Raw genomic sequence first — 16,043 nt, forward strand, 5'->3', positions numbered from 1 at the left:
GTCATGAAGTCCGCGCAGGCCAGAAGAATGGCGCTGCTTTCTGCTGGTCTCGGCGCGAATGTCCGCTCTCCCGCCGCCCGAGCCGCCCTCAGCATTGCATTCACCTTTTCGATGGCACTTCTCAGCGTCATCGCCGTCGAATGGATCGCCCGCAGCACGCTTGCCGATGTCGGCGATTTCCTGACCTCGACGGCCCGCCCCGGCATGACCACCGTCGTCATGCTGACCATCCTGATGCTGACGCTCGATGCCGCCTTCGGCCGCCGCTATCTCTCCGCACTGATCCTCGTTCCGCTTGTCTTGATCCCGGCGTTCGTCTCCAATCAGAAGCAGCATTACCTGTCCGATCCCTTCTATCCCTCGGACATCCTCTTCGGCCGCCAGATCATGGAACTGCTGCCGGTGATGGTGCGCGACCGGCCGTTCACGGCAATCGCGATCGTTGTCGGCCTGGCACTGCTGGCCGCCGGCATGGTGTTCGGCTGGCGCTATGCCTGGCGCACCTTTCCGAAGCTGTCGAACCAGGCGCGCCTGCGCCGCCTTTGCCTCGGCCTGCCGGTGATCGCCGCCTTCGGTTCGCTGATGGACTATTCGCAATATTCCTATATCCGCGACCGCCTGCAGGTCGTGCCGATGATGTGGGACCAGAAGGAAAACTATCGCAGCAACGGCTTCATCCTGGCCTTCATCTTCAATGTGCCGATGGCCGATGTGGCAGCCCCTGCCGGTCTCAACGCCGAAGCGCTCGATGCGATACCGGCCCGCAATTACGGCTATCTCGCCGGTCCGCGTGAAAAGCCGGATGTCATCATGCTGATGAGCGAATCCTTCTGGGATCCGACGCGGCTGAAGAAGCTGAACTTCAGCGCCGACCCGATGCCGACGATCCGCGCCTCCCAGTCCGGCTATGTCTTCTCGCCCGAATTCGGCGGCATGACCGCCAATGTCGAGTTCGAGGCGCTGACGGGGTTCTCCAATGCCTTCCTGCCCTATGGCAGCATTCCCTATCAGCAATATATCCGCCGCGACGTCCCCTCGCTTGCGACCTTCTTCCGCGGCGAAGGCTATACGGCGCGCGCGCTCCATCCTTTCAGCGGCTGGTTCTGGAACCGCAACGAGGTCTACAAGGATTTCGGCTTCGAGGAGTTCCGCACCGAGGAAACCCTGCCGCCGATGGAAAAGCGCGGCATCTTTGCCTCCGACGACTCGCTGATGAAGGAAATCATGCGCGAGGGCGACGGACTGGATAAGCCGTTCTTCTTCTTCGCTGTCACCCTGCAGGGACATGGCCCCTACGAGGCCAACCGTTACGCCCATAACTCGATCGACATCCAGGGCGACATCCCGGAAGCCGACCGCGCAACGCTCGCGACCTATACGCAGGGCGTTAAGGAAGCCGACGACAGCCTGAAGATGCTGATGGACTGGGCCTCGCACCGCGACCGCGAGACGATCATCGTGCTCTGGGGCGACCACCTGCCGCCGCTCGGCAATGTCTATATGAGCGCCGGCTACATGCCGGACCAGGTCGCCACCCGCAAGGCGCCGCTCGACGTGATGAAGCAGCAGCACGAGACGCCGCTGGTGATCTGGTCGAACAAGAAGGGCGTCAAGCAGGATGTCGGCACCATCAGCCCGTCGCTGATCTCCTACAATCTCCTGAAGTTCGCCGGCTTCGAGCATCCCTATTACACCGGCTTCCTCGGCCGGGTGCAGAAGAAATACGACATCATCGACCGCTACCAGCTGGCAACGCGCAAGAACGAGGTGACGCCGGACTGGGTGCTCGATCCGAAGAAGCTCGATCCCTTGGTGCGCGATTACCGCTACCTGCAGCACGACGTCATGTTCGGCAAGGCGCAGACGCTCAACCGCTTCTTCCCGCAGCATGTGATGGTCAACGAAGCCAGCTACTGAGCAGCTAAGACACTAATTCGCATTGCATTCAGGCCATCAGCGGGAATACTGGCTCCGACGCGATACAGCATCGGAGCCTCGCATGTATAACCTCCCCAATTTCATCCACACGCATTTCGGCAAGAGTGCCGACGAACTCGGCGACATCGAGAAGCGCGTGCTGCAGAAGGCGCATGAACGGAAGATCATCTCCACCAACGTCAACGCCGTCCTTTCGGCCGAGTCGTCCTTCGGCCAGCGCATTGCAGATGGCATCGCCCGCGTCGGCGGCTCCTGGTCCTTCATCCTGACCTTTCTGGCCTTCCTGGTGATCTGGACTGTCATCAACACCATCATCCTGGCGACGGGCGCCTTCGACCCCTACCCCTTCGTCTTCCTCAATCTCATCCTCTCGATGCTCGCCGCCATCCAGGCACCGATCATCATGATGTCGCAGAACCGCCAGGCCGAGCGTGACCGGCTGGAGGCAGCCAAGGATTACGAGGTGAACCTGAAGGCCGAGCTGGAAGTGCTGGCGCTGCACCAGAAGATCGACATGCGCGTGCTGACCGAGCTGACCTCTTTGCGCGAGGACGTCGCAAGGCTCAGTGCCGCGCTCGACGCCAAACGCATCTAGGCACTTTCGGGATATTGCGGCAGGCCGTCGTTGATCTCGTAGAAATCGGCCTTGTCGGCGCAGTAGATATGGTAGCCGATGGACAGCCCGCTCGGCTGATCGAAGGCACCGGCAAGGATCGAGACCGTATCAGCACCGGTGCGCTGCCAGAACAGCCCCGATCCGCAATTGCGGCAGAAGCCGCGCTCTGCCGCATCGCTCGACTGATACCAGTGCAAAGCCTCCCGGCCGTCAATGACAAGCCCCTCAAGCGGGACATCGGTTGAGGTAAAGTACAGCCCCGTCTGCCGCCGGCACTGCGAGCAATGGCAGGCAACGACGGGCCCCGGCTTGCCAGTGCCCCGAAACCGCACGGCGCCACAGGCGCATCCTCCAGCATAGTCTCCGCTCATTGCCGCCGTCTCCATTTGAACTCCTGCGGAAACTGACGGCAGACGGCGAAGGGGTCAAATCCAATCTGTTGATGGAAAAGCTCAGTGTTTTTGATGGTTTGAAAGACCGCCCCGCACTGGTCGAGTCAGGCCCTCTCCGGCCGAAAGCCATCGGGAGTTGCATAGAAAGACAGGAGGGCCTTCCCGAAATAGGTCATCTTGCCGCACCAAAACACACGCATTACTTTTATTAGATAATCCAAAATTAATAGTTTCAGGCCTATACAGAACACAGCTTACAAAGCTCGCATGAGGCGCAGTATGACAGTGTTTCGCCGTTTCCGTTCGAACGACAAGGGAGCCGCCGCGATTGAATTTGCGATCATCGCTCCGCTGTTCCTGCTCGTGATGTTGACGCTGATCGCCTACGCGATCTACCTGACCGCCGCCCATTCCGTCCAGCAGATCACCGCCGACGCCGCTCGGACGGCTGTCGCCGGCATTTCCGCCAAGGAGCGCGAAACGCTGGTCGACAATTTCATCACCGCTTCGACGATCAATCATCCTTTGCTGCAGAAGGACAAGATCCACGTTACCGTGACCACGGATCCCGGCAACGTCAACCAGTTCACGGTGACGACGGAATATGATTCCGCCAATCTACCCATATGGAATTTATACACTTTTCCGCTTCCGGACCATACCATCAAGCGCTTCGCGACGATCCGGATGGGAGGCATCTGAATGACATTGAATGCTTTCAGGCTTTGCCGTGACAAGCGCGGCAACATTGCCATCAGTGCCGCTCTCTGCGCGCCCCTCATCATCTACTCCCTTGGCCTCGGGGTCGACTACGGCATGCTGACGCTGCAGCAGCGCCGGCTGCAGCAGATGAGCGACATAGGCGCCATTGCCGCTGCGTCGGACATCAACCGTGCCGCCGACCAAATTCTTGCCAATTTCACAGAGAACGGGATCAACGTGGCGGTGCTTACCGAGAACGGTTACCTGACCGGCAAGGGATCACTACCGACGGGCTCGGATACGTCACAATTCCAGGCTGTCGTCAGCTATTCGCTGGGCGCCTATCTCGCCGACGAAACCGTTGCCCCCGATCAGCGCTTCGTGTCCGGAAAGCAGCCCTACGATGCCGTAAAAGTTGCAGTATCGCAGAAGGGTGAATTGACCTTCGCCAATATCTTCGCCAGTGCCCCGACACTGAGTGCCACCGGTACCGCGTCGGCCGCAAAAGTCGCAGCCTTTTCCGTCGGCTCGCGTCTGGCAAGCGTCAACGACGGCGTGCTGAACGCCCTGCTCAGCGCCCTCCTCGGCACCACTGTCTCGCTGAAAGCGGTCGATTACGAAGGCCTTGCTTCGACCGACATCAACCTGCTCTCCTATCTCGATCTCCTGGCGACCAATCTCAACGCCAACGCCGCCACCTATGACGAGTTGCTGGCGACCGATATCTCCTATCCGCGCCTGCTGAACACGCTTGGCAAGACGCCCGGCCTGCCGGCGGCAGTCAACAAGACGATCACCGCGCTGGAGAAGGGTCTCGGCTCCACCCAGCTCAAGGTGAAGCTTGAAGACATCCTCAATCTCGGCTCCACCGGCGAACGCGCCATCGGCAGCGGTTCGCATCTGCAGGTCGATGCCACGGCGATGGAGCTGATCTCGGCGACCGCTCTCGCCGCCAACCAGAAGAAGCAGGTAGCGGCCAACGTCAACAGCACCGTTCCCGGTCTGCTGAACGTCAAGCTCAGTGTCGCCGTCGGCGAGCGGCCGGTCGGCTATGCGGCGACAGCTGTGGGCTCTGCAGGTTCCGCCGTACGCACCCCTCAAATCCGTCTGGCGATCGAAACCAGCGTGCCGGGTCTCGGCTTGCTCGGCGGCCTGAAACTTCGCGTGCCGCTCTATGTCGAGGTGGCCTATGCGGAAGCCAGGCTTTCCAATATCACCTGCCTTGGCGGCGGCGCCAAGAATACCAGCGTCGGCGTCGAAGCCGTGCCTGGTGTTGCCGAGATCGCGCTCGGCGATGTCGATACGACGGCATTCGCGAATTTCGGCAGCAAGCCGCGCGTCAATCGCGCCACGCTTCTCGATGTCTTCGGACTTCTGAAAGCAAGCGCTATGGCCGACGTGAATGTCACCAACCTCGACAAGAGCAAGCTGACCTTCCAGCCAGCCGACATCGCGGCAAAGACGGTCAAGAACATTTCGACGAAGGATAGCCTGACCTCAACGGTTCAGAGCCTGCTCGGCAACACCGATATCGAGGTGCAGCTGCTGACCCTGACGCTCGGCACACCCAAAGCGGTGACCGCGGCCGTGGCACAGACCCTGACGGGGCTGACAAAGCCGCTCGACGAGCTGCTTTACAACACGCTGATGATGCTCGGCATCAAGATCGGCGAAGCCGATATCCGCGTCACCGATGCGCGCTGCCAGCAATCGGTTCTCGTCCAATAAAAAAGCCCCGCATCGCGGGGCTTTTCCAATTCAGATCATTTGCACTCAGGCGCTGACGGCCAGCCGCTTCTCGTCGCGGCCGCCCTTCATGCGCTCGGCAAGCAGGAAGGCAAGCTCGAGGGCCTGGTCGGCATTGAGACGCGGGTCGCAATGCGTGTGGTAGCGGTCGGACAGCGAGTCCGCCGTCACGGCGCGGGCGCCACCGGTGCATTCCGTGACGTCCTTGCCGGTCATCTCGATATGGATACCGCCCGGATGCGTGCCTTCGGCGCGATGGATCTGGAAGAAGCTCTCGACCTCCGACAGGATCCGTTCGAACGGACGCGTCTTGTAGTGGTTGAGCGTGATCGTGTTGCCATGCATGGGATCGCAGGACCAAACGACCTTCTTGCCTTCCTTCTCGACGGCGCGGATCAGCTTCGGCAGGCTGTCGGCAACCTTGTCGTGGCCGAAGCGGCAGATCAGCGTCAGGCGGCCGGCTTCGTTGGCCGGGTTCAGCGCATCGATCAGCTCGATCAGGTTGTCCGGCGTCAGCGACGGGCCGCACTTCAGACCGATCGGGTTCTTGATGCCGCGGAAATATTCAACATGCGCATGGTCGAGCTGACGTGTGCGGTCGCCGATCCAGAGCATATGGCCCGACGTCGCATACCAGTCGCCCGAGGTCGAATCGACGCGGGTCAACGCCTCCTCGTAGCCGAGAAGCAGCGCTTCATGGCTGGTGAAGAAATCGGTCTCGCGCAGGCTCGGCTGGTTCTCGGCAGTGATACCGATCGCCTTCATGAAGTCCATGGTTTCGGAAATACGGTCGGCCAGCTTGCGGTAACGATCCGCCTGCGGGCTGTCCTTGATGAAGCCGAGCATCCACTTGTGAACGTTTTCGAGGTTGGCGTAGCCACCCATCGCGAAGGCGCGCAAAAGGTTCAGCGTTGCCGCCGACTGACGGTACGCATCGAGCTGGCGCTCCGGGTTCGGAATGCGGGCTTCTTCCGTGAATTCGATACCGTTGATGACATCACCGCGGTAGCTCGGCAGCGACACGCCGTTCATCGTTTCGATGTTCGACGAACGCGGCTTGGCGAACTGACCGGCGATGCGGCCAACCTTGACGACAGGAAGCTGCGCGCCATAGGTCAGGACCACGGCCATCTGCAGGAAGGCGCGGAAGAAGTCGCGGATATTGTCAGCGCCATGTTCGGCGAAGCTTTCGGCGCAGTCGCCACCCTGAAGCAGGAATGCGTCGCCATTGGCAACGCTGGCGAGCTGCTTCTTGAGGCGGCGTGCCTCACCGGCAAAAACCAGCGGCGGATAGGTGGCAAGCGTGGCTTCCGTTGCCGCCAGAGCGGCCTGGTCCGGATATTCCGGAACCTGCTGGATCGGTTTTTGCCGCCAACTGTTCGGGGTCCAAGTCTGTGCCATCTTACTCACCTTTGCTACACCGGATAACGCCGGGCATCGTCCTTGAAGAATAACGGCGGCTTATAAACCTTTAGGCCCGGCTTGCCTAGCGGCGTTTCGGACACTTTCAAGGGCAAAAGGCGACGTTTTTCCTGCATATAAAGGAACGCCGCGCCCGCACTTCAATCCCCGCCATTAAGACAAACTATACCACGTCGTTTTGCTGACGATTTAGCTTTCGCTGTTACAACACCCTTCAATATTAATGGGCCGCACTGGTGCCTTTCCTGAAAATGCAGGCGAGCGGCCGAGACAGGGATTTCGACGCCGATGACCATGCGCCGTTTGCTCGCCGACCGTTCCGGAAACTTCGGTTTGCTGACTGCCCTACTCGCCGTGCCGCTGATCGGCTCGGCCGGCATGGCGATCGATTTCGGCCATGCGATGAGTCTGCGGACACAGCTTTATGCTGCGGCAGACGCCGCAGCTGTCGGCTCCATCTCGCAGCAGTCCAGCGCGGTCACACAGGCGATGACGAGTGGCGATGGCCCGCTTTCGACCGGACTGGCGGATGCGCGCAGCATCTTCCTTGCCCAGATGCAGGGAGAACTGAAGGCAAGCGACGTCAGCCTCGACGTTCAGGTCAACAAGGTCGCCAATCAGCTGAATTCCCAGGTGTCGTTCAGCGCCAGCATTCCGACGACCTTCATGCAGATCTTCGGCCGGAACAGCATCCAGATCGACGGCACGGCAAATGCCGTCTTCCAGACCGCCGCCTTCATGAATTTCTACATCCTGCTCGATAACACGCCGTCCATGGGCGTCGGCGCGACGCCGACCGATGTCGCGACAATGGAAAAGAAGACGTCGGATACCTGTGCCTTCGCCTGCCACGTCGTTTCTGACGCCGGCGTCGAAGACCCGAACAGCTATTACAATCTCGCCAAGAAGAACAACGTCACCCTGCGCATCGACGTCGTGCGCCAGGCAACACAGCAACTGACGCAGACAGCGAAAGTCCAGCGCGTCACCGATAACCAGTTCGCCATGGGCGTCTATACCTTCGGCAAGCGCGCGCAGGATGCCAACCTGACGACGATTTCCGACCCGATCACCGATCTCGACAAGGTGGCGAACTACACGAATGCCGTCGATCTGATGTCGATCCCTTTTCAGGGATACAACAACGACCAGCAGACCAGCTTCGACAACGCCCTGACACAGATGAAGACGATCATCGGCAATCAGGGTGACGGCAACAGCCAGACCCAGCCGCAGAAGATCCTGTTCTTCGTATCTGATGGTGTCGGCGACAGCTACAAGCCGTCAACCTGCACCAAGGCGACGACAGGCGGACGCTGCCAAGAGCCGATCGACACATCCTTCTGCAAGCCGCTGAAGGACAAGGGCATCAAGATCGCGGTCCTCTATAAGACCTACCTGCCGCTTCCCAACAACAGCTGGTACAATAGCTGGATCAAGCCCTTCCAGAGCCAGATCCCGACCAAGATGGCAGAATGCGCCTCGCCCGGGCTCTATTTCGAAGTGACGCCGACCGACGGTATCGCTCAGGCGATGAACGCCCTGTTCCTCAAGGTCATCCGCATGCCGCGCATCACCAGCTGACGATCAGACCTTCTGGCCGTCGACGATGCGATAGCTCGGCGCATACATGGTGACGAGTTCTTCGGCGGCGGTCGGATGAACAGCCATGGTGCGATCGAAATCGTCCTTGGTGCAACCCGCCTTCAACGTAATGCCGAGGATCTGCGCCATCTCCCCGGCATCATGGCCGAGAATATGCGCACCAATCACCTTGCGGCTGGCGGTATCGACGATCAGCTTCATCAGCATCTTCTCGCCACGGCCTGACAGCGTTGCCTTCAGCGGCCGGAACTGGGCGCGATAGACCTCGATCTCGCGGTATTTCTTCGCAGCCGCTTCTTCCGTCAAACCGACAGTGCCGATCTCCGGCTGCGAGAACACCGCCGTGGCGATCAGATCGTGATCCGGTTTGGTCGGGTTGTTCTTGTACTCGGTCTCGATGAAGCACATCGCTTCGTGGATGGCGACCGGCGTCAGCTGTACCTTGTCGGTGACATCGCCGAGCGCGTAGATGTTATCGACGCTGGTGCGCGAATAATCGTCGACGACGATCGCGCCCCGCTCGTTGGTCTTCACGCCCGCTGCCTGAAGCCCGAGGCCATCGGTATTCGGATCGCGGCCAAGCGCCAGCATGACGACACCGGCGTTCAGCGTGCCGTTGTTCTTGGTCTCGACAACGAGGCCTTCACTGCCCTTGGAGACCTTCTCGATCAGATCGTGGCAAAGAATGCGAATGCCCTTGGCCGTCATCGCTTCGTGCAGGCCGCGGCGCAGATCGTGGTCGAAGCGCGAGAGGATCTCCGCGCCGCGATAGATCAGCGTCGTCTCGACACCGAGGCCATGGAAGACATTGGCGAACTCGACGGCAATATAGCCGCCGCCGGCAATGACGATCGATTTCGGCAGCACTTCAAGATCGAAGGCTTCGTTGGACGAGATGCAGAGCTCGTGGCCGGGAAGCGCTGCATGCGCATTCGGCTTGCCGCCAGTGGCGATCACGATCGTCTTGGCCGTCACCGTCTTGCCGGTGTTGATGAGCCGAATGGTATGATTGTCGACAAGCTCGGCGCGGGTCTCCAGAATCTCCGCGTTGGCGGTGGAAAGTCCCTTCTTGTAGAGCCCTTCCAGCCGTGAAATCTCGGCATCCTTGGCCGCGATCAGCTTCTTCCAGTCGAAGCTGGTTTCACCAACGGTCCAGCCGAAGCCAGCCGCATCCTCGAAATGCTCATGATACTGAGAAGCATAGACAAACAGCTTCTTCGGCACGCAGCCGCGGATGACGCAGGTGCCGCCGTAACGATACTCCTCCGCGATCGCCACCTTCTTGCCGAGCGAAGCCGCCACGCGCGCGCTTCTTACGCCTCCCGAACCGCCGCCAATGACGAAGAGGTCGTAATCATATGCAGACATGAGGAAATGCTCCGGTTGGGAATCGGGAGGGAAGGCTGACAAAGCATATAGTATCGGTGGCCACGAAAACAAAAGCCCGGCGCGAGCCGGGCTTTCGTCATGGTAATCGTGAAACCGCTTATTGCGGGGTCTGCAGGTTGAGGGCCGGAGCAGCCGGAGCCTTGGCAGGTGCCTTTGCCGGAGCCTTGGCGGGCGCCTGCGCCGGAGCGGCGGAAGCATCGGCCGGTGCTGCCGGCGTGTCGAGCTGAACCGGCTCGACCTTAATGATCTTGCCAAGTTCGTCGCTGGCATTCTTCTGCAGGTCGCGGGCAATGCCCTGAGCCCAGATATCGGCCGCACGGTTGGTCTCGCGCGAAGCAATCGGGCCGTCCTTGAGCAGCTTCTTGCCGACGTCGGAGCCGTAGAAATCGGCAATCGCCTTCAGCTCTTCAACGGTGAAAGCCTTGGCATAGTTGGTCGCAGCTTCCTTTTCGAGGTCAGCGCGGCGCGGCGCCAGGGCGAGAGCGGTCGCATCGACCGTCTGCGAAATCTGGTCTTCGTAGTTCGGCGAGTCCTGGATCAGGCCGGCCTTGAGGCGCTCTGCCAGACCCGGCAGGATGTTGTCGAACTGAGCGGTGGCGCCGATCGCAGCGATTGCCGCGCGTGCTGCCTTCAGTTGCGCTTCCGTGACTTCCTGAGCCTTGACGGCAGTACCGAAAGCGAAGCTGGAGAGAATTACGGTCGCAGCGGCGATGCGGCCAAGACCTGCAAATGTCTTCATGAGTTCAATGCTCCTGTTATCTGTTCGCTTGCAGCGTGCGGGCACCGGATGGACCAGCAATGATCGCAAGTGCCGCCATATTGAGAAAAAGCCCGTGTTCAACGACACCGGGTATTGAATTCAGCTCGCTCGAAAGCGCCTCTGCATCAGGAATGCGGCCAAATGATGCATCGATAATGTGGTGGCCGCCATCCGTGGTAAAATCTCCGTCACCCGATCGGCGGATCGCAAGACTGCCGCTGAGGCCAAGCTTCGCGGCGACCTTCTCGATCGTAATCCGGGTCGAAACCAGACCGAACGGATTGACTTCGATCGGCAGCGGAAACTGGCCGAGCGTCTCGACCAGCTTGCTTTCGTCTGCAATGACGATCATCCGTCCGGATGCTGCGGCGACGATCTTTTCACGCAGCAGCGCACCGCCACCACCCTTGATCAGACGCAGCGCGCCATCCACCTCGTCGGCGCCATCGATGGTCAGATCGAGTTCCGGCAATTCATCGAGCGATTTCAGGGGTACGCCGAGTTCGACGCAAAGCCGCGCCGTGCGTTCGGATGTCGGAACGCCCTCGATCTTGAAGCCGCCTGCGACCTTCTCCGCCAGCAGCCGCACGAACTCTTCAGCCGTGCTCCCCGTGCCGATACCGAGGCGCATGCCGCTCTCCACATGGGTCAGCGCAACCGCGGCAGCCTTGATCTTCATCTCGCGGGCATCCATGCGCCGCTTACTCCGATTGTTTCGTTGGATGTGCTGTTAACACGGCTCGCATGCCAAACGAAAGTCAAAATAACCGAAGCAAACTGAAAAGCAAAAGCATCGCGGCGGGCCCGAAACAGGCTAGTCTTGACGTTGCTTTTTCACCGCCCTTCGCCTACTCCGGACCGACCCATTTTCATGAAGAGGCAACAGACCTTGACCCCTGCCCTTGTCGTATTCGATCTCGATGGCACGCTTCTCGATACCCATGCCGATCTCATCGAGAGCCTCAATCACTCGATCGGCTCGATCGGCCTCGGGCCGGTCAGCTATGACAACCTGACCCATCTCGTCGGTCACGGCGCCAAGGTGATGATCGAGCGCGCCTGCAAGCTACGCGGTCACCCGCTGACCGAAAGCGAGGCGCCGGTGCTGCTGGAGCGCTTCATCGCGCATTATACCGAAACGATGCCCGGCCAGACCAAGCCCTATCCGGGCCTAGTTGCCGCGATGGACAACCTGAAGACCAGCGGCTTCAAGCTGGCAGTCTGCACCAACAAGCTGGAATCGCTGGCGCGCACGCTGCTCGAAAAGCTTGAGCTGACCCACTATTTCGACGTGATCACCGGCGGCGATACCTTTCCGGTCCGAAAGCCCGATGCCCGCCATCTCCTCGGTACGATCGAAAAGGCCGGCGGCACGCCTAAGCGGAGCATCATGGTCGGCGATAGTTTTAACGATATCGCCGTTGCCAAGAACGCCTCGGTCGCCTCTATCGGCGTCCCATTCGGCTATTCCGACGTGCCGATCGAGAGCCTGGAACCCACCCGCATCATCCAGCATTTCGATGAACTGACGCCCGATTTCGCCAACGCGCTGATCCGCGATTATGCGGCAGGCAACAAGGCCGTACAGACCGCCTGAGCCCGCCAGCATGGCAAACAAAAAAGGCGGCCACCGGCCGCCTTTTTCATGACTATTAAAACGCTCAAATCTGAGCGCCGCGCGCCTTACTGGTGATGTCGAAGGCCTTCATCGTGTAGGTATCGCGATCATAGACGTCGTTGAAATATTCAACATTGCCGTCCTTGTTCGGCCAGGCCGTGAAGTAGGCGATATAGATCGGGATCCGCTGCGGCACCGAAACAGCCTTGTTCTGGCCACTGGCGATCTGCTTGGCGACATCATCGACCGTCGTGTTCAGCACGGCAGCCGCCATCGCCCGCGGATCGGCAAGACGCACACAGCCATGGCTCAACGCGCGCATATCACGCTTGAAGAAGCTCCGCTGCGGCGTGTCGTGCATGTAGATCGCATGCGAGTTCGGGAACAGAATTTTCAGTTCGCCGAGCGCATTGTCACCGCTCGGTGGCTGGCGCACGGAAACGTTGGCGGTCGAACCGTACCAGTCGACACTCGAAGACGGAACGGCACGGCCGTTGACGGCGACTTCATAGCCCATGCGGTCGAGATAGTTCGGATCGGCGCGCAGCTTCGGCAGCATCTCGTTGATGATGATCGACTGCGGCACGCCCCAGAACGGATTGAACTCGACGGTTTGGATCTCATCTTCGAAGAAATTGGTCTGATGCGTCGGCTGGCCGACGACCACGCGCATCGACAGCTGTTCCTTGTTGTCGTTGTGGTAATAGACCATGAAAGCAGGCTGGTTGATCATCACGTAACGCGAGCCGAGATCTTCCGGCAGCCAGCGGGCCTGCTCCATCGCGACGACGAGCTTGTTGATCTTCGCCGTGTTGCTGTCGCCGCCGGTCATGACGCGGACGGTCGCCTGACCGATGACACCATCAGGCTTCAGGCCATGCTCCTTCTGGAAGTCCTCGACCAGTGACACCACCTCGGGCGAATACTCCGAACCGCCGGTATAGGCAGCGAGCATCGCGGCATGCTGGGTCTTCAGTGCTTCCGAACCATGTTTGCCGACCGCCTTGACGATATTGGCGATCTCCGGCGAGCTGTCGCCCGGACGCAGCAGGCCGTTGAGCGAGATGGTGATCTGCTCCTGGTCGCCGCCTTCGGCCTTCAGCTTGGCAAGCTCCTTCTTCAGGATATCGAATTCACGCCCATCCGGGCTGCGGCTCGCGAGATAAGAGCCGACATCTGGGCTCATGCGCGCAAGCTTCAGCACCGGATCGAGATTGACGACCTTGCGCTTGAAATCGTGGTAACCCGACAGCTTGTTCGGATCGATACGACCGCGCACCGTGTCCTGAACATAGGCCAGAACCTTCGACGACAGCTCAAGTTCGAACTGCGTCAGCGCGTGGTCGCGAACGGTCGAGTCAGGATTGGCGGCATCGGCAGCCGGAAGATCGACGGCGTAGTCTGCCGGATCGAGACCGACGGAACCGGCGCTTGCCAGGAAGCTCATGGCGGCCTTGGCGCGATCGTTCACTTCCGTGCCGCTGACCCAGACGAGCGGGTTCTTGGTGTCGCCGTAATAGGTTTCGAGCGACTTCGCGACATTCCCGTCGGCGCGAACCTTGGCATCGGCGAGATAGCGGCGCTGAACGCCAGACTGGTCGCCCGACGTTGCCGACGCATCGACGACGGCACCGGTTACGACCGGGTCTGCAAACTTCGCCGTGTTCACCAGACGCATCGGGTCCGGCTTATATGTATAATAGGTCGGCGACGTCACCTTCGGCAGCGGCGCGTCGACGGGGGCCTGCATGGCCGGCATCTGCGCGGGATTGGAAGGATCGATGATGGTGCTCTGGGTGCGCGGCCGGTCACCGCGGATCATGTCCATCAGCGTATAGGCATGCGCGGGCGCAGCAAGTGCCGCAAAGCCGCAGGAAAGTGCCAGTGCGGAAACCGCACCCTTGAAAAACGATGTCATGCTTTTTCCAGTCCCAGTGTCATGCTGTCTTGGCGTGGGCCCGAGCCCATTCGAGATTTCTACCGCCTGGCTCACTGCTCCATTGGCAGAATCCAGCCTGCGCCGCCAGCGCCGGACGACTCAACTTTGCGTGACGTGATCCTTCGCGGCGGCGCTCCGCAGTTCACACAAAATTATGAAATTATTGGTTAATTTTTTACCCAATTTCGCGCCGCCGCCAAAGCCCGTTTTTCAGCTGTTCCGCATAAAATTCCGGCCGTGTCCCAAATACCACGCCAACCGGGCCTAAAACATGAAAATCACTCTCATATTTTAAGCCGCGAGACGGTTTTCTTGGCGGCGCTCCGGGCCTATAAGACGCCATCCTGACGACAGCAGAGGAAGGCACTGCGATGAGCACGACCCGTACCGAAACAGACACCTTTGGCCCGATCGAAGTCGCCAGCGACCACTATTGGGGCGCACAGGCCCAGCGCTCGCTCGGCAACTTCAAGATCGGCTGGGAAAAGCAGCCGCTGTCGATCGTCCGCGCACTCGGTATCGTCAAGCAGGCAGCCGCGCGCGTCAATGTCGAACTCGGCCAGCTCGACCCTGAGATCGGCAAGGCGATTTCAGTGGCGGCGCAGGAGGTCATCGACGGCAAGCTCAATGACCACTTCCCGCTCGTTGTCTGGCAGACGGGCTCGGGCACGCAGTCGAACATGAATGCCAACGAAGTGATCTCCAACCGCGCCATAGAAATGCTGGGTGGCGTGATGGGCTCGAAGAAGCCTGTTCATCCGAACGATCACGTCAATATGAGTCAGTCGTCGAACGACACCTATCCGACAGCGATGCATATCGCCTGCGCCGAGCAGCTCGCTCATCACCTGCTGCCCGCCCTCAAGCATCTGCATGCAGCGCTCGACATGAAGGTGGTCGAGTTCAATCACATCATCAAGATCGGCCGCACGCATACGCAGGACGCCACGCCGCTGACGCTGGGACAGGAGTTTTCGGGCTATGCTGCACAGGTGGGTTCAGCGATCAAGCGGATCGAGATGACGCTTCCCGGCCTCTGCGAGCTCGCACAAGGCGGCACGGCCGTGGGCACCGGCCTCAATGCGCCGGTCGGCTTTGCCGAAGCGGTTGCCGAGGAGATCGCCAAGATCACCGATATGCCTTTCGTAACGGCACCCAACAAGTTCGAGGCGCTGGCATCGCATGACAGCATGGTCTTCAGCCATGGCGCTATCAATGCCGCAGCTGCAGCGCTCTTCAAGATTGCCAACGACATCCGCCTCCTCGGCTCCGGCCCGCGCGCCGGTCTCGGCGAACTGGCGCTGCCGGAAAACGAACCCGGCTCGTCAATCATGCCAGGCAAGGTCAACCCGACCCAGTGCGAAGCGCTGACCCAGGTCTGCGCCCAGGTCTTCGGCAACAATGCCGCCCTCACCTTCGCCGGCAGCCAGGGCCATTTCGAACTCAACGTCTACAATCCGATGATGGCCTATAACTTCCTGCAATCGGTTCAGCTCCTTGGCGATGCCGCGATCTCCTTTACCGACAATTGCGTCGTCGGTATCGAAGCCCGCGAAGACAACATCAAGGCAGGCCTCGAGCGATCACTGATGCTGGTCACCGCCCTTGCCCCGACAATCGGCTACGACAACGCCGCCAAGATCGCCAAGACGGCTCACAAGAACGGCACGACCTTGAAGGAAGAAGCGCTCGCCAGCGGGCTGGTAACGTCGGAACAGTATGATTCGGTCGTCCGGCCGGAGCAGATGATCGGACCGAAGTAAGGCCGAGCAAGCAAAGCCTGTTGAACAAGAAAGGCTCGCGGAGGTCACTTCGCGAGCCTTTCGCCGTTTTTCCCGGCATAAACGGGCCTTGGGTTTGCCCGGGCGAACCTCTAGCGCCGCTCCATGACGGACGTATAAAAACGCCGTGACTTC

General features: G+C 60.1%; 13 protein-coding genes. 7 read left to right on the forward strand and 6 right to left on the reverse strand.

The features are described 5' to 3' along the window. Nucleotides 1-27 precede the first annotated feature (27 nt). Together J2X43_RS27515 and J2X43_RS27520 are read left to right on the forward strand one after the other, a co-directional pair. A complete protein-coding gene (locus J2X43_RS27515; RefSeq protein WP_310300149.1) occupies nucleotides 28-1,917 on the forward strand; it encodes an LTA synthase family protein in 1,890 nt (629 codons plus the stop codon). An 82-nt stretch (nucleotides 1,918-1,999) separates the two neighbouring features. After that, nucleotides 2,000-2,533: a DUF1003 domain-containing protein gene (locus J2X43_RS27520; RefSeq protein WP_112387207.1), complete on the forward strand. Its 534-nt coding sequence runs from the start codon at nucleotides 2,000-2,002 to the stop codon at nucleotides 2,531-2,533. Here the strand turns inward: J2X43_RS27520 and J2X43_RS27525 are convergent. Further along, on the reverse strand, nucleotides 2,530-2,925 hold the full coding sequence (locus J2X43_RS27525) for a GFA family protein (protein ID WP_112539398.1): 396 nt from the start codon (nucleotides 2,923-2,925) through the stop codon (nucleotides 2,530-2,532). The two genes, J2X43_RS27520 and J2X43_RS27525, sit on opposite strands and share 4 nt — an antisense overlap. 300 nt (nucleotides 2,926-3,225) lie before the next feature. Here J2X43_RS27525 and J2X43_RS27530 point away from each other — a divergent pair, with 300 nt between their 5' ends. Both J2X43_RS27530 and J2X43_RS27535 read left to right on the forward strand, forming a co-directional pair. After that, entirely contained in the window at nucleotides 3,226-3,648 is a 423-nt protein-coding gene (locus J2X43_RS27530; RefSeq protein WP_112387206.1) for a TadE/TadG family type IV pilus assembly protein, read from the forward strand. Next, complete coding sequence (locus J2X43_RS27535) at nucleotides 3,649-5,376, forward strand: pilus assembly protein TadG-related protein (RefSeq protein WP_310300157.1); 1,728 nt, start codon at nucleotides 3,649-3,651, stop codon at nucleotides 5,374-5,376. A 45-nt stretch (nucleotides 5,377-5,421) separates the two neighbouring features. Here J2X43_RS27535 and J2X43_RS27540 read toward each other — a convergent pair whose 3' ends face one another. Then, nucleotides 5,422-6,795 carry a class II 3-deoxy-7-phosphoheptulonate synthase gene (locus J2X43_RS27540; RefSeq protein WP_112387204.1) on the reverse strand — a complete coding sequence of 458 codons (1,374 nt, stop codon included), beginning with the start codon at nucleotides 6,793-6,795 and terminating at the stop codon, nucleotides 5,422-5,424. Between the two features lie 315 nt (nucleotides 6,796-7,110). Here J2X43_RS27540 and J2X43_RS27545 point away from each other — a divergent pair, with 315 nt between their 5' ends. Then, entirely contained in the window at nucleotides 7,111-8,400 is a 1,290-nt protein-coding gene (locus tag J2X43_RS27545) for a pilus assembly protein TadG-related protein (protein WP_310300325.1), read from the forward strand. A gap of 3 nt (nucleotides 8,401-8,403) precedes the next feature. Here the strand turns inward: J2X43_RS27545 and gor are convergent, their stop codons facing one another. The 3 genes from gor to rpiA all read right to left on the reverse strand — a co-directional run bounded on the left by gor (nucleotide 8,404) and on the right by rpiA (nucleotide 11,264). Continuing rightward, nucleotides 8,404-9,789, reverse strand: coding sequence for a glutathione-disulfide reductase (gor, locus tag J2X43_RS27550; protein WP_310300160.1), 1,386 nt, complete (start codon nucleotides 9,787-9,789; stop codon nucleotides 8,404-8,406). A 118-nt stretch (nucleotides 9,790-9,907) separates the two neighbouring features. Continuing rightward, nucleotides 9,908-10,549 carry a DUF2059 domain-containing protein gene (locus J2X43_RS27555; protein ID WP_310300163.1) on the reverse strand — a complete coding sequence of 214 codons (642 nt, stop codon included), beginning with the start codon at nucleotides 10,547-10,549 and terminating at the stop codon, nucleotides 9,908-9,910. A 16-nt stretch (nucleotides 10,550-10,565) separates the two neighbouring features. Further along, nucleotides 10,566-11,264 carry a ribose-5-phosphate isomerase RpiA gene (gene rpiA, locus J2X43_RS27560; protein ID WP_112387201.1) on the reverse strand — a complete coding sequence of 233 codons (699 nt, stop codon included), beginning with the start codon at nucleotides 11,262-11,264 and terminating at the stop codon, nucleotides 10,566-10,568. Nucleotides 11,265-11,441: 177 nt separating this feature from the next. Between rpiA and J2X43_RS27565 the strand changes: the two genes are divergently transcribed. Then, nucleotides 11,442-12,167, forward strand: coding sequence for an HAD family hydrolase (locus tag J2X43_RS27565; protein WP_310300169.1), 726 nt, complete (start codon nucleotides 11,442-11,444; stop codon nucleotides 12,165-12,167). 64 nt (nucleotides 12,168-12,231) lie between these two features. Here the strand turns inward: J2X43_RS27565 and J2X43_RS27570 are convergent, their stop codons facing one another. Beyond that, nucleotides 12,232-14,106: a L,D-transpeptidase family protein gene (locus J2X43_RS27570; RefSeq protein ID WP_310300172.1), complete on the reverse strand. Its 1,875-nt coding sequence runs from the start codon at nucleotides 14,104-14,106 to the stop codon at nucleotides 12,232-12,234. 392 nt (nucleotides 14,107-14,498) lie between these two features. On the opposite strand from J2X43_RS27570, the gene fumC reads away from it, so the two are divergent. Next, complete coding sequence (gene fumC / locus J2X43_RS27575; protein WP_310300175.1) at nucleotides 14,499-15,890, forward strand: class II fumarate hydratase; 1,392 nt, start codon at nucleotides 14,499-14,501, stop codon at nucleotides 15,888-15,890. The last annotated feature ends 153 nt before the right edge of the window (nucleotides 15,891-16,043 follow it).

This window comes from Rhizobium sp. BE258 (assembly GCF_031457345.1).
In the GTDB taxonomy this organism is placed as follows: domain Bacteria; phylum Pseudomonadota; class Alphaproteobacteria; order Rhizobiales; family Rhizobiaceae; genus Rhizobium.